Source organism: Alteromonas australica (assembly GCF_000730385.1).
In the GTDB taxonomy this organism is placed as follows: Bacteria; Pseudomonadota; Gammaproteobacteria; order Enterobacterales; family Alteromonadaceae; genus Alteromonas; species Alteromonas australica.
Genome location: NZ_CP008849.1, coordinates 2,585,690 through 2,606,324, shown reverse-complemented (window position 1 = coordinate 2,606,324; position 20,635 = coordinate 2,585,690). Strand labels below are relative to the sequence as shown.

Annotated in this window: 14 protein-coding genes; 5 read left to right on the top strand and 9 right to left on the bottom strand. The window is 45.2% G+C overall.

Features of this window, described 5'->3' with window-relative positions:
• Positions 1 to 310 precede the first annotated feature (310 nt).
• A complete protein-coding gene (locus EP13_RS11510) occupies positions 311 to 964 on the top strand; it encodes a LiaF domain-containing protein (protein ID WP_044057411.1) in 654 nt (217 codons plus the stop codon).
• A 91-nt stretch (positions 965 to 1,055) separates the two neighbouring features.
• Here the strand turns inward: EP13_RS11510 and EP13_RS11505 are convergent, their stop codons facing one another.
• The 4 genes from EP13_RS11505 to EP13_RS11490 form a co-directional block, all read right to left on the bottom strand.
• On the bottom strand, positions 1,056 to 3,800 hold the full coding sequence (locus EP13_RS11505; RefSeq protein ID WP_052364375.1) for a M16 family metallopeptidase: 2,745 nt from the start codon (positions 3,798 to 3,800) through the stop codon (positions 1,056 to 1,058).
• A gap of 30 nt (positions 3,801 to 3,830) precedes the next feature.
• Complete coding sequence (locus EP13_RS11500; protein WP_044057410.1) at positions 3,831 to 5,924, bottom strand: amidohydrolase family protein; 2,094 nt, start codon at positions 5,922 to 5,924, stop codon at positions 3,831 to 3,833.
• Positions 5,925 to 6,052: 128 nt separating this feature from the next.
• Positions 6,053 to 7,441 carry a sensor histidine kinase gene (locus EP13_RS11495; RefSeq protein ID WP_044057409.1) on the bottom strand — a complete coding sequence of 463 codons (1,389 nt, stop codon included), beginning with the start codon at positions 7,439 to 7,441 and terminating at the stop codon, positions 6,053 to 6,055.
• Positions 7,438 to 8,967: a DUF3369 domain-containing protein gene (locus EP13_RS11490; RefSeq protein WP_044057408.1), complete on the bottom strand. Its 1,530-nt coding sequence runs from the start codon at positions 8,965 to 8,967 to the stop codon at positions 7,438 to 7,440. Before EP13_RS11490 ends, EP13_RS11495 begins: the two co-directional genes overlap by 4 nt.
• Positions 8,968 to 9,257: 290 nt before the next feature.
• On the opposite strand from EP13_RS11490, the gene EP13_RS11485 reads away from it, so the two are divergent.
• On the top strand, positions 9,258 to 9,929 hold the full coding sequence (locus tag EP13_RS11485; RefSeq protein WP_044057407.1) for a nitroreductase: 672 nt from the start codon (positions 9,258 to 9,260) through the stop codon (positions 9,927 to 9,929).
• On the opposite strand, the gene EP13_RS11480 is transcribed toward EP13_RS11485, so the two are convergent.
• Both EP13_RS11480 and EP13_RS11475 read right to left on the bottom strand, forming a co-directional pair.
• On the bottom strand, positions 9,926 to 11,293 hold the full coding sequence (locus tag EP13_RS11480) for a HAMP domain-containing sensor histidine kinase (RefSeq protein ID WP_044057406.1): 1,368 nt from the start codon (positions 11,291 to 11,293) through the stop codon (positions 9,926 to 9,928). The two genes, EP13_RS11485 and EP13_RS11480, sit on opposite strands and share 4 nt — an antisense overlap.
• A gap of 11 nt (positions 11,294 to 11,304) precedes the next feature.
• Complete coding sequence (locus EP13_RS11475) at positions 11,305 to 12,018, bottom strand: response regulator transcription factor (protein WP_044057405.1); 714 nt, start codon at positions 12,016 to 12,018, stop codon at positions 11,305 to 11,307.
• A gap of 167 nt (positions 12,019 to 12,185) precedes the next feature.
• On the opposite strand from EP13_RS11475, the gene EP13_RS11470 reads away from it, so the two are divergent.
• The 3 genes from EP13_RS11470 to EP13_RS11460 all read left to right on the top strand — a co-directional run bounded on the left by EP13_RS11470 (position 12,186) and on the right by EP13_RS11460 (position 16,036).
• Positions 12,186 to 12,638 (top strand): Spy/CpxP family protein refolding chaperone, encoded by a 453-nt coding sequence (locus tag EP13_RS11470; RefSeq protein WP_044057404.1) that lies wholly within the window; start codon positions 12,186 to 12,188, stop codon positions 12,636 to 12,638.
• A gap of 255 nt (positions 12,639 to 12,893) precedes the next feature.
• Positions 12,894 to 14,420: an aryl-sulfate sulfotransferase gene (locus tag EP13_RS11465; RefSeq protein WP_052364374.1), complete on the top strand. Its 1,527-nt coding sequence runs from the start codon at positions 12,894 to 12,896 to the stop codon at positions 14,418 to 14,420.
• A gap of 371 nt (positions 14,421 to 14,791) precedes the next feature.
• Positions 14,792 to 16,036 (top strand): NHL repeat-containing protein, encoded by a 1,245-nt coding sequence (locus EP13_RS11460; protein WP_081869496.1) that lies wholly within the window; start codon positions 14,792 to 14,794, stop codon positions 16,034 to 16,036.
• Here the strand turns inward: EP13_RS11460 and EP13_RS11455 are convergent.
• From EP13_RS11455 to EP13_RS11445, 3 genes are all read right to left on the bottom strand, one after another.
• Positions 16,030 to 17,934 carry a putative bifunctional diguanylate cyclase/phosphodiesterase gene (locus EP13_RS11455; RefSeq protein WP_231497856.1) on the bottom strand — a complete coding sequence of 635 codons (1,905 nt, stop codon included), beginning with the start codon at positions 17,932 to 17,934 and terminating at the stop codon, positions 16,030 to 16,032. The two genes, EP13_RS11460 and EP13_RS11455, sit on opposite strands and share 7 nt — an antisense overlap.
• Before the next feature lie 61 nt (positions 17,935 to 17,995).
• Positions 17,996 to 18,850, bottom strand: coding sequence for a hypothetical protein (locus EP13_RS11450; RefSeq protein WP_044057403.1), 855 nt, complete (start codon positions 18,848 to 18,850; stop codon positions 17,996 to 17,998).
• Positions 18,850 to 20,634, bottom strand: a complete 1,785-nt coding sequence (locus EP13_RS11445) for a sodium:solute symporter family transporter (protein ID WP_052364373.1) — start codon at positions 20,632 to 20,634, stop codon at positions 18,850 to 18,852. Before EP13_RS11445 ends, EP13_RS11450 begins: the two co-directional genes overlap by 1 nt.
• Between the last annotated feature and the right edge of the window lies 1 nt (position 20,635).

The following is a 20,635-nucleotide window of genomic DNA, read 5'->3' as shown; positions in this document are numbered from 1 at the left end:
TCGCTACTCACACTTTTTTTATAATAATGAGTATGTTGCGTTATACCGGAAGGACTTATTCGTTAATATGACTGCTGTTGGGAGCGAGGAGTAGTTTTCGGATAGCGTGTGGGCTATTAGCGGTAGCGTACGTTTACTTTTATTATGACAAACTTCGCTAATAAGGCGTCAAATTCACCATATTATGGCGTTAACGTAACCGTTAAAATTTATAGTATTTGTAAGCTTATGATTTATATAAAATTAATAATTGGCTAGGCAATTGCTTGTTAAGCGTTAAACAAAAAACCAATCTCTTTTGGAACTTACTATGACTGTAAAATTGGAAGATCGCCCCATAGAGCAAGTACGTGAAGAAGTCATCGATAAACTCATTTATCACTATAGTCACGGCGTGATATCCGCAGAAGCTTTTGAGCGTCGCCTTGACGCCGCTATGGCCAGTCTATCACATCAAGAAATTGTTGATTTGGCGTCAGATTTAACCATGAATGTAGACGACCAATTTAACAACCGAAAGCAGCAGCAATTTAGTATTAATTACGCCAGCAGCAATATTCCTGAAACCGAAACCATGATAAACGTGTTGGGAGGATCTAACCGCACAGGCATGTGGGAAGTTCCAAAAGAAATCAAAGTATTGTGTTTAATGGGCGGCGCGGATATAGATTTTTCAGATGCTATTTTTACGTCATCTAACGTTACGATAAAAGCGTTGTGCGTAATGGGGGGCATTGATATTAAGGTGCCTGAAAACGTCAATGTGGTTACAAAGGCATTTTGCTTCATGGGTGGGCTAGATAATAAGGCGCCGTCCATTGCTAACAGGCAAGCCCCAACCATCACCATTGAAGGGTTTGTAATGATGGGAGGTGTAGACGTGGGTTTGAAACGCACGATTAAGGAAAAATTTGTGGCTTTTGCTAACCAAATGAAGTCTGCTTTTAGTTCTAACCAGCGTTAAACGTGCACATTAAGAAATAACACTTAAACGTGCAAAGTACATTGGCTATCCAAGAGCCATGTGTACTTTGCACCTTGTCTATCTGTTAGCTTTATAAGCTGCTCATGCTTTGCACTGATACAGGCCCTACACCGGCTGCTTCTACTTCTTTCTTAATTTTTTCAGCATCGCCAATAATTAACCAGGTTAACTTGCCGGGCATCACGACTTGCGCGGCGGCTTTTTCAAGGTCGTCTAAGGTAAGCACATTGTATTGTTCTACCAAGGTTTCTGGGTAGTTATAGGGGCGATTAAAACGGCTACTCGATAGTAAGCTTCCCAACACGGCAGTTGACGTTTCATATTGGCCAGGCAGTGAACGCACTTGGTCTAAACGTGCACGTTCAAGCTCGTCGGGCATAGGTGGTTTATCACCTAAGTAGCTATTGAGCTCTTTTTTGAGTTCAACCAAGGACGCGCCAGTTTTGTCGGTTTGCACAGGGGCGTACACCATAAATGGTCGTTGGCCGCGAGCATCTTGCAAAAAGGTATAGGCGCCATAAGCCCAGCCTTTGTCTTCACGCAAATTCATATTCACCCTAGCGGTAAATGCGCCACCCAGCGTTTGGTTCATGGTTTCTATGGCAATGTTGTTGTCTATACCTGTGGGAGGGGCTAAATGTGCAGCAAGAATAAGCGATTGCTGAGAGCCAGGGCGGTCGATGATTATGGTTCTACCTTGTTCAGGGAGGTTAGCTTGCGCAATTTGCTTTATCCCTTTACTTCCCTTAGCTTGCCACTTCCCAAACTCGTCTTCTAACACCGTTTTTACTTCATCAAGAGAAGTATCACCCACCACAAAGAGGGTGGCGTTATCGGGGCGAAGCCACGTGTCCTTAAAGTTGATTAAATCTTGGCGGGTGATGGCGCTTACGTCCGCTTCTGTGCCTGTCCCGGTAAATGGAATGCCATAAGCGTGGCCGTCACCGTAAATAAGCGGGGGAAGTAGGGTTAAGGCTATACTCACCGGGCGAGATTTCTGTTGCGCAATGCTGTTTAAAATGAGGGTGCGCTGGCGTTCAATTTCTTCTTTTGCGAACGTTGGGGCAGTGATGATGTCACCCATTAGTGCCACAGCATCACTCATGTTTTCTTTTAAAACCGACATGCGCACCGTGGTGGTGTCTAGGTTAGAGCCGCTGCGTAACTCCACCCCTAATTGCTCTAGTTCAGCGGCGAGCTCAAGGGCATCATATTTACCTGCGCCTTCATCTAGCATGCGGGTAGTAAACTCCGCTAAACCAAGTTTACCGCCTGCGTCTGCTGCGTATCCTGCATCAAATTGCATGGCAATATTAACCAAGGGCACTGTACTACGATTAGCAAATACCAGTTTTATGCCGTTCGATAGGGTGGTTACTTCAACGTTGGGGAAAGACAGCTGTGTTTCCGAGGTGATAGCAGGCAAACCTGTGCTTCTATCTACACCGTCACTGGTGGCGGCATGTTCAGCAAAAGGGATATAGGTAATTTGATGCCAGCCGTCGCTCAGCCATTGTTGTGCGGCAGCTTTTACTTTTTTCGGCGTTGTATTAGCCAGTTCCTTTAGCTCGGTTTTAAAATAGTTAGGGTCGTTGGCGACAAATTCGCCGCTTGCTAAGGTATCTGCTTTACCGCCAAATCCACCTACTTCTTCTAAGCCTCGAATAATTGCAGCTTTGCGCTTTGTTGATACAAGTTTTACTTCATCTTTCGTTGGGCCTTTTTTCAAAAATTGGTTGATGATTTTGTCCATTTCTCGTTCAACAACAGCTGGGTCTTCGCCTTGTTTTACATCTACACTAATGCCAAAAATAGAGGCCAGTTTCTGTTCATAGTTAAACACCGACGCATTGGTAGCAATTTGCTGGTTGTACACTAGCTCTTTATACATTCGTGAGTTTTTACCATCACCCATCACGCTGGCAGCAATGTACAAATCGGTGGCAGTAGGGCTAGTATTTTCTGGCGAGACCCACAGCCGGTAAATACGGGTTTGTGGTACTTTGTCTTGTACAACTTGGCGGGTATTAGCATTGCGCTCAGGCACCCAAGACTGCCATTTTGCCAAGGCCGGCCCAGGTTCAATATCACCAAAGTATTTTTCTACCATAGGTTTGGCCTGCGCAGCGTTGATATCGCCACTTAATACCAATATGGCATTATTGGGCCCGTAATACTCGTTAAACCATGCTTTCACATCGTCCAGTGATGCTGAGTTTAAATCTTCCATTGAGCCTATAACGGTGTGCGAATAGGGGTGTTCGTCAGGAAACAATGCTTTTACCGCATGGGTAAGTAGCGATCCGTAAGGCTGGTCTTCTCTTTGGCGCTTCTCGTTTTGTACTACCCCTCGTTGTTCATCTAATTTTTCTTGGGTGATTGCACCTAAAAGATGCCCCATTCTGTCTGATTCCATCCACAAAATACGTTCTAATGCAGGGGTAGGAACCGTTTGAAAGTAATTGGTGCGGTCGAAGCTGGTGGTGCCATTTAACCCGGTAGCACCTACCTCTTGAAGGGGTTTAAACCATTCGTCGTCGTAGTTTTCAGTGCCGTTAAACATAAGGTGTTCAAACAGGTGAGCAAAGCCAGATTTCCCTAGCGGCTCATCTTTCGACCCCACCTTGTACCACACTGCCGCGGCAACCACCGGGGCTTTACGATCTTCATGCACAATAACGGTAAGGCCATTATCTAAGGTGAATTTTTCGTAGTGTATGTTTATGTCGTTAGCGGCTTTCGCAGGGAGTACGCAGGCTAGCGATATAAGCACGCTGCAAAGCCAATGGTTAAATACGCTGTGTCGTCTTTTCATGATAAGTCTTCCTTACTGTATACATGTAGGTTATTGATTGTGTTCAGTAATATTGGGTATCTCTGTAAATGGCAAGATGCCAAATTCTGGATAAACTTCGGTGGGATAGAAAAACTTCCCTTGGGTGACTACCATAGCGACAGTTTTTATGGCCTTTAATTCTTGGGTAGGGTCACCGGGAGTTAAGAAGAAGTCGGCGGTTTTGCCTACTTCAATAGCGCCTCTATCTTGATGCCCAAGGTATTGCGCCATATCGAAAGAGCCTCGTTTAAGCACTTCGGCAGGGCTCATGCCTATTTGTTCAAACAATTCTAGTTCTCGATGTAAATAGAACGCGCCACCCATGTCTGTGCCTGGTACTAGAAAAATACCTTTTTCATGCATGAGCGAAAGGGTAGCCATAATTTTTTCGAAGGCAGCACGATAGGCTTTATCTTCAGTTTCATCCGCCACGTTTAGCATGGCTGATTTCGCTTGTCGTTGCACGCTAATCGGCATGTGTTCAATATAGTCAATAACCGCATTGTTTGTAACGCCATTACGGCCTGTCATGGCGTATTCATGAATAACAGCCGTGGGGTCGTGGGCAATGTTGTTTTCAACCATTAGGTTAAGGGTGTGTCGTACTTTTTCGCTATTTAAATCTAAATCAGCAAAGCGTTTCATACCGGTTATTCTAAACAGCGTGCGCGTATCTTCTTCAGGGCTAAGCACCCATCCCAGCATTATCTGGTTAATGTGGGTTAACTCGTCGTAGCCTGCCTCAATCATTTGATCAGCGCGATAAAATGCAGGTACGTGGCCAGCTACACGAAGCCCTAAATCATGGGCTTCTTTCACCATGTCTGGTACCCATTCGCCATTCATGGAGTTGTAAATTTTAATTTGCCAGTAGCCTTTATCTGCATAATCTCTTATCAAAGCAAGGGCGTCATCTTTCGTTGAGGCGAGTTCACCTGTGGCCGCACTGTAATCACTCACCCCTTCAATAAACCCGCTTTTTGTGATGGTAGGTCCAATCAGCGTGCCACTGTCTATTTTGTCAATTAGGGCATGTAGTACGTCATCTTCATTCCCCATATCTCGCACGCCGGTAACACCCGCCATTACATTGAGCAAAGCTTGGTTATCACCCATGTGACCATGCATATCATACAAACCCGCCACCACGGTGCCGCCGTTCCCCTCAATGGTGACTTCTCCTGGCAGAGGTTGCTTTACCGCAGGCTCTATGGCGGTAATGGTATTATCCGTGACAACCACAGAGCTTAGTGGTGATAGAGAAAGCGTATGGGGGTTAAAAATATGCACATTGTTCACGCGCACGGGGAGTTCATATTGGTGTGTCACATTGCTTGCAATGTTTTCGTATCGTTCACTGTTTAAGTTAGCGGCCAGTTCGCGTAATGCCTTATCCTGTTGAGACAAATCATTAGGTAAAACAGCAAAACGTGGCGATACCACGCCTAAAAAGGCATGTTGGCCGTCAAGTAGTACATAGGTGGGATTGAGATCAATTCCGCCTACCGCATACAAGGTTGCCTTAATGATTTTTTCGTCATCCGTGTTTAAATCAAGTTGGCGCAGCGCCGTTACTGTCACCTTGCCTGAGGGCAGGGCGGGGTAGGGTTCGCCGCCTGCGTCTAACACGGTTTTTGCGTATACATAATACGCGTATGGGCTGGGATCTTGCGCGATATACAAGGGTTTTCGTTCATTGTTTTGCATCTCGCCATCTTCAGCATTATTACTTCCTGCCGCCGACGACCAACTTGCTCTGCCGTCAACCATCTCGAAGTTCTCGTTAACCTGATTGCCAAAGGTGGTTTTGCCGGTGATTGTCCAACTGATGGGGATGCCAGTTTCCGAACGTAGGATAGTTTCCTGGCTACTGGCGCCCCGCCCATTGTTACTGAACCCAAAGTCGATCGACACTTTGGTGCCGTTTTCGGTGACGGTCAGCGCACCTACATTTGTTCCGCCAAACAGCACGTCATAGGTGGCGAATGTGGCTGGGTCTTCACGGGTGAGTTTTTCTGCTTGTGACTTAGCTTCAGGCCCGGGCACTTCGCCGCTACAAGCCGAAATGCACGCCACTATTATGGTGGATAAAAGTAATCTCATTATTATTCTATTCCCTGTTCTTTTTTCTGTTCTGTCGTTTCACATCAGCAAAGCGGATGTGATGATTAACCATAGCGCAAAATTCAAGGGCACATGAAATTAATCGTATTTTTGTGACGTTAATCGCGTTAACTGACCGGGATCATCACATCCACTTTCGTGCCCTTATTCGGGGCAGACGTGAGTGTAATTTCGCCGTTAAGCTTTTGATTGACTAGATTGAACAGAATGGGTAACCCTAAGCCCGTACCTCCCTGATTTCGGGCGGTGGTGTAGAAAGGTTCGAATACTTTTTTATGTAGGTGGTCGGGAATGCCTTTTCCGTTGTCACTTACGCAAATCGAAATATGGTTTCCTCTTCGTTTGCAGTCAAGGTGAATACTGCGGTTGTGTGAAGGGGGGAGTTGCGCGTCTTCTTGCTGCGCGCTAAAAGCATGGCGTTGGGCATTGGATATTAAATTCGTGAGCAGTTGCGCAATTATTCCTGGGCAGGTGGTAAGCCTAAGGTGAGGCTCAATATCCATAGACAGGGATATACGTTCTTTTTTAAGCATAGGCCCCAGAGGATTACACACAGCAGGTATGTACTCGTCGAGTGCTATTTCTTGAATTTCTAGTGATGTTTGGTCTGCCGATGTGCGTTTGAAATCTTGAATTAGCTTTGCAGCACGCATTAGGCTCACTTCAGCAAGGTTTAATCCTTCTGCGCTATTGGCATTAAAGTCGCGGAAGCCTTGTTCCGTAAGTTTGTCGCCCTCAAAGTCGCGATATACGCGCTTTAATTCTTCTTTGCAATTACTCACTGCCGTTAGCGCAATACCCAATGGTGTATTTACCTCGTGCGCAATGCCTGCCACCAAGTTGCCCAATGCGGCCATTTTTTCCGACTCAACAAGTTTTTCTTGTGCTTGTTCTAGTGTTAGCAAGGTCGCTTCTAATTCTGCGGTGCGGGCTTTAACTTTGTTTTCAAGGGTTTGGTTTGCCTCTAGCAATTGGGCTTGGTAGTCGGCTCGCTCATTTGCACTTACCGCGCGCCCATAAAGGTCGGCCAATGAACCGGCAAATACAATTTCATCGGCGTGCCATTGCCTAGGCTTACCCTGATGTTCGCAGCATATAATGCCAATCATTTTACCTCTATGGCGAATGGGCACATCTAACATAGACGCAATGTTTAATGGTGACAGGTAAACGTCGGCAAACTCTGCAGTGGCGGGGTCTGTCCTAGCATCATTGGCGGCAATGCTTCGTTCTTTGTTTAGTGCCTTAAAGTAATTTGGGAAATCATCGCGGCTAAGGGCCAAACTTTCACTGTCTAAATCGTTGCCCTTATCTATCAGTAACTTGCAGTTAATTTTTGATTGCGTATTGTCATATAGCCAAATGCCCGCACGGCTAATTTTTAACCCTTCGCATACAGAATCAATGATAAGGCGTGAGGCTAACGCTAACTCTCCTTGGTCAATATCTGTACTTTGGCTTACCCGCAGCAAAATTAACTCAAGGACTTCTCTCATTCTTCTTCATCCGGTTGTTGTGCGCGAATTTCAAGGATTTTGTCGAAATTTTCAAGCAAGATTTTGGTGATGAGAGGGTCAAACTGCGCGCCTGCGTTTTCTTCAAGGTATGCCTTTACCTGACTTCCGCTCCACGCGGGTTTATAGCAACGTTTAGACAAGAGCGCGTCGACAACATCAACAATGGCCATAATGCGACCTTCTATGGGAATGTCATCTCCGGCTAAACCTTCGGGGTAGCCTTTACCGTCCCATCTTTCATGGTGTGTTTTAGCGATGATTGCGCCCATTTTTGCCACTATTCGATCGGAATCTGCTAAGAGTTCATAGCCTTTTTGAGCATGGGTTTTCATCACTTCCCACTCTTGGGGATCAAGCTTGCCAGGTTTGTGCAGTATGCTTTCAGGAATACTGATTTTTCCCACGTCATGAAGGGCTGATGCGTAGCGGATGGTGTCAATGAATTCTTGGGGCATAAAGAGCTTTTCAGCCAAAAACTCGGTCATAAGTATAACCCGCCGTACGTGGCCACCGGATTCTTTACTGCGCATTTCTATGGCGTCGCTTAACACCATTATCAGTTCTTTCTGGGTTTGCTGAATGTCTTCTTTTTGCGTGAGATTTTGAAATATAACCGCCACGTTAGAAGCAAACATTTCCAACGTTTTTCTTTGTACCTCATTAAGTGGGCCGTCCAGTTTTACATACAAAATGTTGTGGCTGTCTTGCCCTGAAGGGTAATACCCTATGAAAAGCGTATCCGACTGATAATGGCTTTTACTTTTCAACACAAGGGCCACTTTCTCTTCAATATCTGGAGGAATATGAGTAGATATGCCAGGCTCACACAGGGTTAAGAGATCGCCACTGGCACCCAGCACGGTCATCTTGGTGTCACCGTACAAATCGGTGTGTTGTGTGGTTAGGTACAACACTGAATTATTGAGATTAAGCAAGGTAAGAATTTGTTTTAAAACCGCAGAGCCAAACTGAGAAAGAGATTGGCTGGCCAACACTGAAGATGACGACTGTAGCACTTCCTCCATACCCCGTTTGCCGCGCTCGATGGTTCTAATATCACGAAAAGAACGAATAGCGGTATACACGCAGGATTTTAGTTTTATTGACGACAACTCGGTTTTCGCTTTGTAATCGTTAATGTCGTAGGAACGAATAACGTCTTCTTCGGGGGCTTGACCGGGCTGCCCTGTGCGTAGAATTAATCGAGTAGTGTGATTATTGAGTTCATTGCGAATTGCATCAACAAGCTTTAATCCCGCATCGTCTGTTTCCATAACGACGTCGACAAAGGCTAACGCAATATCTGGTGTTTCTCTAAAGAGGGTAAGCCCTTCTTCGCCGCTATAAGCTGACAAAAATTCAACCGGGCGATCCTCGAAATTAAATGTCTTTAGCGTCAGTTTTGTGACGTCGTGCACACCTTCTTCGTCATCAATTATGGCAATTTTCCAAGGCGTTCGGTTGGTGACGTTGGAGTTAGCTAATGACTTCTTAAATAACGGCATAGATTCGTGTTTTCCCATTACCCTACAGTAAAACGTAAGACACAAATAGGCGTTGCGCAAATGTGCGGTATAAGGAAGCGGCCAGATTCATTCGAAAGTATGAATAATACGCTCGGTGAATATCAGTGGGTATAATTAACTATAAAAACAATCAATCCATAAACTGCCGCTTTTGCATTGCGTCGAGCAATCACGATGTTTACTCTATTTTAACAATTTCCTATGCCAATACAGCGCTAGCGGCAAAGTATCGAGTAAAACGCTGGCGCGCTGAATGAAAAGGGGTAACTATGAATTTTGCGGAGTTTGCTGCATCACGAAAAAGTGTGCGAGGGTTCACTAAACAACCGGTTACAAGAGAAACGGTAGACGCCATTATAAACGCCGCTAAATGGGCGCCTTCGTCGTACAATACGCAAACATGGAAAATTCATGCAGTATCTGGCGAGGTGTTGGATAATATTCGTAAGGGCAACACTGAAAATACATTGGCGGGAAAACCTCACGTTCGCGATTTTCCTTATAAAGAGGATTATGAGGGAGTGCATCGTCAGCGACAAATAGACGTGGCTGTACAGCTTTTTGACGTGATGGGAATAGCACGGGAAGATAAAGAAAAGCGAATGGAATGGATGATGCGAGGCTTTCGTCAGTTTGACGCGCCAGTGTCTCTCGTACTCACTTACGATAAAAGCCTTGAGCCAGCAGGCATCACCCAATTTGGTTTAGGTTCGTTAGCGTACGGTATCGTTTTAGCGGCATGGGACTTAGGTTTGGGGTGTGTCATTAATGGCCAAGGTATTATGCAATCTGAAGTGGTTCACAAGTATGCGAATATTCCAGATAATGAAGCCATTATGATTTGTATCGCATTGGGTTATCCTGACCCAGATTTTCCAGCTAACACTGTACGTTCAACCCGCGCGGATAACGAAGAGTTTGTAACCTACCACGGGTTTTAATCCCGTGGTGCAACATTTTTAGGTAGGGTAACTTCAACACTAAGCCCCCCGTCGCTGGGACTCGTCATATGAAGTTGCCCTCCATGTTTATGAATGGCTTTTAACGCAATGCTTAAGCCTAGGCCAAACCCTTGTGTATGCATTTGGTTTCCTGCGCGGTAAAAAGGTTGCAGCAATTTTTCAATTTCATCTTTGTTTACCCCTGGGCCATGATCTCGCACGCGAATCACCACATTGTCGTGAAGAGGTTCTATCGTGACGTCTACCGATTCCCCCTTATTAGAATACTTACATGCATTGCCAATGATGTTATCTAACGCTTGATGAACAGCTTCTGGAAAACACATAATTAAACTTTTCTGTGCGCCGCCTTTAGGTGGCGTTAGTGTAGTGGGTATACCAGGGTAGTTAACCGCCATATCGTCAAGAATGCGTTCACAAAGCGCCAGAAGATCGCATTGTTTCGGCTCGGGCATTGTGTTTTCTAAGGTAGAAAAATTCAAAATTTGCTGTATGAGTTGATCGATACGATGACAATCGTTATGAATTTGTTTTACGTGGCGATTATCTGGCTGTTTTTGCTCAATAATAGCGGCTGACGCTTGTAAACGCGCTAACGGTGCACGTAACTCATGGGAAACATCATGAAGCAACCGTTGCTGGGCGCTAGCCGCTTCATGGGTTTTGCTTACCATAAAGTTAATGTCTGTGGCCAAATCACCCAGTTCATCTCCCCGATTAAGCATGGGTGAAGGCAGGGATGAAATGGTTTGTTCGTTAGCGTACTTTCGACTAAATGCCCCTAAATATTTAATAGGCTTAACAATTGTCCAGCTAAGCAAGGCGCTCACTAGGGCTGAGGCAATGAATATGAAAACAAACTGCAGTGACTGAAATCGATACAGTACCTGCTTTAAGATACGAGGGGCTTGAGGACGGTGCACAAACACCGAGTATTGCGCGTTTGAAGGGCCATATACCTGTTGTTCGCTACGCTGTTCCGGTGGCACCTTATTCATTCTGTAATGAAATACGGTTTTGCCGTTAGCATCGAGAATAAGCATAGGCAAAAGTTCACCTCTGCGGTTTTCTCTTTGTCGTATCCAGTCTTTTATTTTACGCTTGGCAGTGCCACTGACTAAGGTTTCGTGCTCGTAGCGCCAGACAATGCGTTCCGCTTGTGAGGTAACCAGATTCAAGAATCGTTGATTGTTCTCATTAGAGGCATATTCGTTAACGAGCACGTAGCCTGTAGCCGCCATAACCGCTAAGCTGGCTACCCAAAAGGTAAGAAAAATACGCCAAAACAGGCGCTTAAACCCTAAACTTTGTCTTATATTTTGCCAAGCCGCGTTAACCCGCATCGTACGCTACCTCATTGTTCTTGCGGTTGTGGTGTGGTTAACATCTGATAACCTACGCCTCGAACGGATTTAATCACATCATTGACCCCAACCGCTGAAAGTTTTTGTCTAATGCGGCTAACATGCACATCCATGGCGCGATCGTAAGCTTCTAGTGGACGATTAAGTACTTCTTGGGTCATGTCTTGCTTCGTAATGGTTTGTCCTGCGCGTTCCATCAGTAAACTGAGGGCATTAAATTCTGCACCGGTTAACGTTAAAACTTCTTGGTTTACCGTGGCCGTTCGCGCGCCGGTATCCAGTACAATGCCGTGTAATTCCGTGTGCACCACGGCAGCGCTCTTTAATTGCTGAGTTCTACGAATAATTGCGCGAATGCGTGCACCCAATTCTCTTGGGTTGCAAGGTTTAGGTAAATAATCATCCGCGCCCATCTCTAAACCGACAATACGGTCAATGTCATCACCACGACCGGTTAACATCAAAATGGGTGTCTGCTTTTTAGCGCGTACGGTTCGTAGTACATCCAGCCCTGACATGCCAGGCATCATAATATCTAGTACTACCGTGTCGTACTTGTTGGTGTTTAACAAGGTGTCTACTGCTTTATCGCCACTATGAAGCGTGTCGACGGTAAAACCGTCACCCTCCAGAAATTCACCTAACAAGGCGCATAGGTCTACGTCGTCATCAACCAGTAATATGTTGTACTTTTCATTTTCCATAAAACGAAGCTTAACCTTTTTAATTGTGGGTAATTTTCAACTTTACCGAACTTTACACTAGCTTAACCCTACTTATCGATTGATTCACTCATACTTAGTTCCGTTGATGAAACAACATTCTTTTTCACGTCATGCATCATCATGACAAAACAAGTAGGAAGATTAAGATGAAAAAATTAATTACCGGTGTTTTATTAAGTGCATGTATCGCAACTACCGCTTATGCAGGTGGTAAGCATTCAGATGAGCGCAGAGGCGAAGGTTTTTTCCCCATTCATAAAATGGTTAAAGTGCTTGAGTTAACTGATGAACAAAAAGCACAGTTTAAAGCGTTAAAAGAAGAGCTAAAGGCTGAGCGAGAAGTTAAAAAATCTCAAATGCGCGGTGATGATTCAGGCAGGATCAAGCTAGCTGGCTTAAATCCAGATGATGCCGATTATCAAGAAAAGCTAAACGCATTGGCAGAGCAAAAAGCAGAGCGTGCTAAAGCGCGTTTCTTAAAAATGGCTGAAGTTCGCGAAAAAATCAGCGACATCTTAACTGATGAGCAGCTAGAAAAGTTTGATGAAATGGCTCAAAAGCAGGGTAAACGCGGAAAAAAGCATCATAGACATAGCTAAAGTTTCCCTATCGTCATCTTGTCGGTAATCGCAAAAGCGCCTTTTTAAAGGCGCTTTTTTCATTTTATGGCGGCCATTAACATTTATAGGTGGGCAAGTCAGTTTAGTAAAGATTGTTTAAAGGGTGTTGTTCAGCAGGCTTTATGCCGCACACTTTGTGAGCGTTGGCACACAGGTTTTTAGCGAGTGGTACGTGATCGCGCCGAAATGTCATGCGTGTTTTTCTCTATTTTGTTGTGCAATAAAGGTTTGCAAATGTTTAATAATACCTCTTTCTTTTTACGATTGTTCTCCCTGGCGGCATTGAGCTCTATGGCATTGATGGGATGTAATTCTGATTCTTCCTCCTCAACAACCACGGATGTTACAACGTCAGACACGTCCAGCGATGACGATACTACGACATCAGATACTACTGTTAGCGAATATGAAACCGATAATTCTATTGGTCTGATACTAAACTCTTCTAATGCGCAAAATGGCTATGCCTTATTTGGTGGCTTGCGCTTTAATCAAACCTATTTAATCGACAATTGTGGTGAGGTGGTTCAAAGCTGGGATTCAGATTACAGCACCATGTCTGCCTATTTGCTTGAAAATGGCAACTTGCTGCATACAGCACGCTTCCAAAGTGCCGTTAACTCAGAGTTTATACAAGCGGGAGGGGATTCGGGGCGCATCGAGATTATTGATGAGCAGAACGAGCTTGTGTGGTATTACGAAGTTAATTCAGACACCCAATTCATGCACCACGATGCTGAGTATATTGAAAGCACGGGAACCGTGTTGGTGATGGTATGGAATAAACATTCCGCAGAAGAGGCCGCGGCCGCTGGGTACACTGGCGGACACGCCTTGTGGAGTGAACAAATCATTGAACTTGACCCTACTGCTGATAATGCCGACGACGCCATTGTGTGGCAATGGGATTCGTGGGATCACATGGTACAAGATGTTGATTACTCCTTGGACAATTACGGCGTAATCTCAGAAAACCCGCAACTTATTAATATCAATTTCGAAGGTATTGATATTGAGTATGAAGCAGACCCCATTCATATGAACTCGGTTGATTACAACGAAGAACTCGATCAAATAGTGATTAATAGCCGAAATTTTAGTGAGTTTTGGATAATCGATCACTCCACCACAACCGAAGAAGCGGCATCACATAGTGGTGGAGCTCGAGGTAAAGGAGGCGACATTTTGTTTCGTTGGGGTAACCCACAAGCGTATGACATGGGTGATGACGACGATCAAAAACTTTTTTTACAACATGATGCTTACTGGATTGACGAAGGCTATACCCACGCCGGGCAAATCATGGTGTTTAATAATCAGCCAAACTTCTATGGAAACGCTGATTATTCTACTATCGATGTTATTGATACTGAGGTAAGTGATGCAGGCGACTACACAATAAATGACGATGGCACTTATGGCCCTAGTGACTTTACGTGGACATACACAGCAGATACACCAACAGACTTTTACGCCACTAATATCTCAGGTGCGCAGCGATTATCTAATGGCAATACCATCATTGATGAAGGCACTACAGGCACATTTTTTGAGGTTACTGCTGAAGGTGAAGTGGTTTGGAAATACATAGCGCCCGTCGATCAGACTGGAGTACTCACCCAGGGCGATACCCCGCAAAATAACTTTGTGTTTAGGATTAACAAATATTCCCCTGACTTTATTGGACTTTCTTACTATAGCTTGGAGTCCAGTGGTACGATTGAAAATGGCTCTGATTATACTTGCGAGCTTTTCGAGTAAAACGGCACTTTTCTGCAACTGATGGCGTAATAACAACCACTAAATACCCATGGGTATTTAGTGGTTGTTTTATTCTCAATCCGCTTGGCATACTGCTCTTTGTATACTTTCCTTCGCCTCTACAAGCCTACTTGCCCTCATTGTCTTGCTTACAATGAACGACGTCACGCGCACTTCGCCGAAATATCATGGAATGAAGATAGATAATTTACTTTAGTTCGAATATTTTAGGTGTCTGCTCGGTCAATGATATTAGCCGTTGAGCACACAAAGTTAACGTGCTGACATTGATCCAATAGGGATAATGATGGCGTTTAAGCCATGCCCAAATAGTTAAATTGTTGTTTGCCCATCCACACTAAGGAATTGTTATGTTAGGTAGAATAAAAAACCATGGCTGGTTAGCATATACCGCCATGTTAGCGTGTATGTTAACGGGAGCCGCACACGCGGAGCGCAACCAACAAAGGCCTGAGGTTGCAAGTGAAGCAGGCGGACATGCCTTGGTTGATGTGGTTTTTTATCCGGTCGAAGGGGCGCAGCACAAAGTGCCGCAGTTTCGTGTAGAAACCAGTTGGCCTTCACTCCCTTCCACTTGGTTAATTGGCCAGGTGCCGGGCCTTGCGGTAGATAGCCAGGATAATGTGTGGATACTGCATCGTCCAAATTCATTAAGCCGTTTAGATTTGGGTTTAGAGAACGGTATGGGGCTATGTTGCGAGGCGGCGCCTCACGTGTTGCAGATTTCACCCCAAGGAAAGGTATTAGCCAGCTGGGGTGGTCCTGAAATCACACCTAGTATAGACGGCGAAAATCAATGGCCCAGCACCGTACACGGTTTGTTTGTGGATGGTGAAGATACGATTTGGCTAGGCGGAAATGGTGACGGTGATCACGTAGTTTTAAATTTCAGCCCCAAGGGTGAGTTTATACGCCAATTTGGTGTGCGAGGAAAAACCGCCGGAAACTTGAGTGAAGAGGCACTAGGCAACCCAGCCGATATTTACCATAACACGCAAACGAAAAAAGTCTTCATTGCAGATGGCTATATCAACAAACGGATAACGGCCTATGATTCTACAGATAATGGGTTTGAGCAGTTGTGGGGGGCCTACGGCAAACCTCCGGGCGGCGGGACTCGCGAGGGCAGCTTCGATCAGTCTCAGGCAACGGCAAACGCTGCAAATACTAGCACAAAAGCAGAGAACTTTGGTGACATAGTTCATTGTGTCACACAAGCTGATGATGGCCGCATTTACGTGTGCGACAGACGCAATAATCGTATTCAAATATTTAAAGCAAACACCGATGGGCAGGTGGTGTTTTTGCAAGACCTTATTATTGAGGGAGATACAGGCGGACTAGGAACGGCCTCAGATATCGCGTTTTCGCCAGACAATAAATACATGTACGTGGCTGACATGATGAATGGGCGCGTGTGGATACTATGGCATGATACGTATGAAGTACTCGGTAGTTTTGGTCGCCCGGGGCGTTACCCAGGCCAGTTTACCTGGCTTCACAGTGTAGTGGTTGATAGCCAAGGTAATCTTTACACCTCGGAAGTGAATACCGGCCGCCGGGTGCAGAAGTTTGTGTTATCGGGTTTTCAATAATGTGATTTAAGCTGTTGCGATAAGGTATCTGGGGGAAGGGGCTTCGACCAAAGGAAACCCTGACCACGGGTGCATCCTAGGTTTATTAATTTTGCAGCTGTAGATTCGTGTTCTATGCCCTCCGCCACTGTATTTAAATGTAGGCTTTTGGCCATGCTGATAATGGCGGTCACAAGCGGCAAGTTTTCGTTTGTCGGGCCTAGTTGTGTGACTAGGCTTCTGTCTATTTTAAGGGTTTGAGCATTAAATTTATGCAAATAGCTCAAGTTTGAGTAGCCTGTACCAAAGTCGTCGATAGCAATATTCACCCCTAAGCTAGCCAGCGCATCTAGTTGGTGTTGAATATTGGCCACGTCATCCATCAGTACAGACTCGGTAATTTCTAATTCCAATGCGTTGGCAGGCAAGTCGCTTTGGGCCAGTGCAAACTCCACAATAGAAGGCAGCTTTCCATCTTGAAACTGTAACGTTGAAAGGTTGACCGCCACACGCAAATGTTCAAACCCTTCTGCGCGCATTTTAGCGCAGAATAAGCAAGCTTCGTTCATCACCCACAGCCCAATATCGTTAATAATGCCGGCGGTCTCTGCTAAGGGAATAAAATACTCTGGAGAAATGAGCGAACCGTCTTGCTGAGGCCATCGAAGAAGCGCTTCAACAACTTCTAACTTGCCAGTTTCTAAATGAATAACAGGCTGGTAATAAACTTCAAATTCATCTTCGGCAATGGCGGTCTTAAGCCGTTGCATTATGGTGAATTTAGCTTCACTTTCGGCGTCGAGGGCTAAGTCATAATGCCTAAAGGTGTTTTTTCCGCCGGTTTTAGCGTGGTACATCGCAATGTCAGCTTTGCGACACAAGGATTTAAAGTTAATGCCGTGCTCTGGCGCTTGAACAATCCCTATTGAGGCCGACACTCTTACCCGTGTTTTACGGATTAAGAAGGTCGACGCACAGTGTAAAATAAGTGATTTGGCGAGGGTTTCCAGCTCTTCTTTGTGCTCAAATTGGGTGAGCACCAAAAATTCATCGCCACCAAAGCGAATAAGATATTGTTCTTTTGATAAATTGCTGGTTATACGGTGGGTAAGTTGTTGCAATAATAAGTCGCCCGATTCATGACCTAAAGCATCATTAACGGGTTTGAAATTGTCTAAGTCGATAAAGAGAATGGCCAGGTTTTTATTGGTGTTCGCACAATTAGCCAGTAGCTGTGCGAAACGTTTTTCACCACAGCGTCTATTGGGAAGATTAGTTAACGCGTCATGATGAGCCAGATGCTGAATACGAGTACGGCTTTGTTGTACCTTTTTATGTTCATGCTTAAGAGACGACAACAAGCGTTTAATATCCTGCACCAGAATATACACACTCAAGCCTATAACCATTAAAATAATATTCAAAAAGACCACATGAGACCATGTCAGCCTAGGAGTATTGGGCACAATGTGGCCGCTAAGCGTAAGCCACGCCATCAACAAACAAAGTGCAATTATCCATGCTAATACGGCAAGAAAAACGGCGACTCCGCCTAAAATAGCCGCGAATATAATGATGCCGGAAAAACCTAATACCGCGAGGTCATAAATGCCTGCCCCAGTTATCGCTAGGGCGAAAAGCATGCTAGACATTGCACCTAACAAGACCAAGCTTGCAGCCAGCAGCTTATGCTTGTAGCTAAGCGTAAAAGAGACGACGAGGCTGGCTAACCCTGTAACAATAATAGTAAAGGTTGAACTTTTGGCCACGGTGAGTGCAGCGAGTAAACCCAAAGCAGTCACACAGCCTATTTGCATCAAGCGCTGGCGTCTTATTTCGTGAAAAGTGTCAGGCTTACTGCTTATTCGATCTTTATAGATTCCGCTTAGCGCTTTCCAAATCATAGTTAAATAACGCAAGAATAATACTATTACTATAGCGTTTAGTTTCTGAAATATCTGTAGTAATTTACGTATTATTTTAAGGGGTGGGGGATGATAATGCTGTCACTTTTTGTTTTATGGTGTGGTAATCGTGACTGCGAATAAAGCCCAAGGAAAACCGAGAGGGTGTCGTGAGATATTTGTTTTTATGTTGGCGGCCAAAACCGAGAACCGTCATAAAAGGGCGGCCCTCGTAACTATCAGGGGCTGTATCATCGGTATGATGTAATAAGTACAGCATTGACGAGGCTTGCGTATCGCCAAAGGCATACCATTCTGGGGAAGGGAGGTCGCCATGGAAGCTTTCTTGAATATTGCGGCGAGTAGGCGCCGCACTATTATAGTAGAAATCGCTGTCGTTTAGGGTGCCGCCCGGTACGCCTTCATATTGCACCCAGTATGTGTATCCCTGGCTTACTTTCGCCATCGTAAAATCTAGCCTGTCTGGATAAAAGTCCCACACTGCTTGCCATTGTTTATTACCAGAGTCCACGGTTATTTGTACGTGTTTCGCACTGTGATGGGTAATGTGACTGCTAGATAAATCCGTGCTCGCATTCACAGGGTGGAAGTAATTGCCATCTTGTTTGTGAACCGCGTTGGGAAACCCTCTATACTCCCCCTGCCAGCCAGAGCCTGGCGTGGGAGCAAAGCCAATCCAATCGTTACCGTCTGCATCAATCAGGGAGGACAACCCGCCGCCCTTTTTATCGAGATAATAGGTTGCGGTGGGTGTCTCAATAATGAAAACGGCCAAACCACCTGCCGTGGTGTCTACGCCGTGTCGCAAAGTGACGGCTTGTGGCTCGGCGACTGATGATGTAGATAAGCTACACCCTTGCATGAATGGCAGGGTTAACATCACAAACATAAAAAATAAAACAGGCTTCATTACTTTTCACTCGCTAATGGTGAATGCACAGGTGGGTATGGTTTTTTCTTTGCGCTTTGTTTGAGCAGTACGCCAATACATACCATGACTATGCTGCACACAAGAAACATGCCGCGCCCCCACAAAGGGTTGGGTATCAGCGTCATCGCTAGCATGCCGACACTCATAATTATCACCATAATGCCAAGTTTCTCTCGCTGCTGGCGGTCTACCTCGCTTTGCTCGTAATCGGCAATAACGGGAGTGGCTAAGTCTTCAAAAAATAAGTCGGTTTGGGCCTTGTGAGGGTCTTTATCACTGCGATAGAACCACGAGGTGGCACAGAAGAAGCCAGCCGTAATCACTAGGTGGGCTAAGATCATCAGCATCAGGCCTGCGTCAACGCTTTCTCGACGAGTGAGTACAATATTCAATTCCAGCCATGAGACCAGTTTATCTGGTGTAATTAGGTCAGACATTATCCACGACACCGCTAAGCCAATAATCACCGTTACCCATGGTGCCCATTGAGGCGTACGTTTAATTAATAGCCCAAATATCAATGGAATGAGTAAGGGGACTTGAATCATGGTGGACACATTCATCATGAGTTCAAACAAGCTGAGTTCTTTTAATGATTTAAAGAATAGGGCCACCACAATCACTAAAATACCGCTGATAAAACTAACCAAACGGCTGACATTCAACAGATGTTGGTCTGATACCTCTTTGGCTTTTTTAAGCAAAAAAGGTTGGTACACGCTGCGCACAAATATTCCGGCATTTTTGTTCAACGCTGAGTCCATGGATGACATAGAGGCAGCGAATAAACCGGCAAGCAACAAGCCTACAGTTCCTATTGGCATGGCGTTGCGCGTAAACACCAGATAAACCGCATCGCCGGCCTTATTGCCTAATTGGGGGTAAGCGCTGGCGGCGTCAGGATACAATATGGCAGCCGCCCAGGGCGGAATAAACCAGATAATACTGCCTACACCCATTAATACCATGGCTAAGAGCGCGGCTTTTCTGGCGTTAATGGAATCTTTGGCGTTTAAAAAACGAAATGAATCGTTCAGGTTCATGATAGTAATAAGTTGTTTGGCTAAGAAGAAAACAAAAGTACCAAACAACAATATGCCGTAATTCATATCAGGGCCCATCACAAAATCCACGGGGAAGTCGTTAACCAAGGCTACCGGGCCACCCACTTTTACTAACGCAACAATGGCACAAGCGGTAGAAATAATAGCGACAATGAGTGTTTGTACAAAGTCGGAGGCAACCACCCCCCAAGCCCCTGAAAGTACGGAGACAAAGAGGACCGTCAAACCGGTGGCGATAATGGTTAGGCTAATATCGGCATTGAAGACGGCGCTTGAAAATACACCTAGTGCATTTAGCCATACCCCAGCATTAATCATGCTAAATACAATAAGCGCCCATGAAAAGAACAGCTCGTTTTGACTTCCAAAGCGACGCTTAATACCTTGAGTGGGCGTGTCTACCCGCATTTGACGAAAGCGGGCAGAAAAATAGGCCCATCCGCAAAAGTAGGCAAAGGTGTTGGCGAAAAACACTAAGCTAATGGCAAAACCATCACTAAAGGCTTTTCCCGCGGCCCCGGTAAATGTCCAAGCAGAAAATTGCGCCATAAAGGCGGTTGAGCCTACCATCCACCAAAGCATTCGGCCGCCACCGCGAAAATAATCGCTGGTTGAGTTTTTCGCCATTGATTTAAAGGCAAACCCAATGCCAATAATCAACAAGAAGTAGCCCGCAATAACCAGGTATTCATACATCATA

Excerpts from the sequence above, each read along its gene's own strand:
- EP13_RS11490 (WP_044057408.1), bottom strand. The coding sequence starts at position 8,967 with ATGCCGTTATTTAAGAAGTCATTAGCTAACTCCAACGTCACCAACCGA.
- EP13_RS11460 (WP_081869496.1), top strand. The coding sequence starts at position 14,792 with ATGTTAGGTAGAATAAAAAACCATGGCTGGTTAGCATATACCGCCATG.
- EP13_RS11505 (WP_052364375.1), bottom strand. The coding sequence starts at position 3,800 with ATGAAAAGACGACACAGCGTATTTAACCATTGGCTTTGCAGCGTGCTT.
- EP13_RS11495 (WP_044057409.1), bottom strand. The coding sequence starts at position 7,441 with ATGAGAGAAGTCCTTGAGTTAATTTTGCTGCGGGTAAGCCAAAGTACA.
- EP13_RS11485 (WP_044057407.1), top strand. The coding sequence starts at position 9,258 with ATGAATTTTGCGGAGTTTGCTGCATCACGAAAAAGTGTGCGAGGGTTC.
- EP13_RS11500 (WP_044057410.1), bottom strand. The coding sequence starts at position 5,924 with ATGAGATTACTTTTATCCACCATAATAGTGGCGTGCATTTCGGCTTGT.
- EP13_RS11450 (WP_044057403.1), bottom strand. The coding sequence starts at position 18,850 with ATGAAGCCTGTTTTATTTTTTATGTTTGTGATGTTAACCCTGCCATTC.
- EP13_RS11445 (WP_052364373.1), bottom strand. The coding sequence starts at position 20,634 with ATGATGTATGAATACCTGGTTATTGCGGGCTACTTCTTGTTGATTATT.
- EP13_RS11475 (WP_044057405.1), bottom strand. The coding sequence starts at position 12,018 with ATGGAAAATGAAAAGTACAACATATTACTGGTTGATGACGACGTAGAC.
- EP13_RS11470 (WP_044057404.1), top strand. The coding sequence starts at position 12,186 with ATGAAAAAATTAATTACCGGTGTTTTATTAAGTGCATGTATCGCAACT.
- EP13_RS11510 (WP_044057411.1), top strand. The coding sequence starts at position 311 with ATGACTGTAAAATTGGAAGATCGCCCCATAGAGCAAGTACGTGAAGAA.
- EP13_RS11465 (WP_052364374.1), top strand. The coding sequence starts at position 12,894 with ATGTTTAATAATACCTCTTTCTTTTTACGATTGTTCTCCCTGGCGGCA.
- EP13_RS11480 (WP_044057406.1), bottom strand. The coding sequence starts at position 11,293 with ATGCGGGTTAACGCGGCTTGGCAAAATATAAGACAAAGTTTAGGGTTT.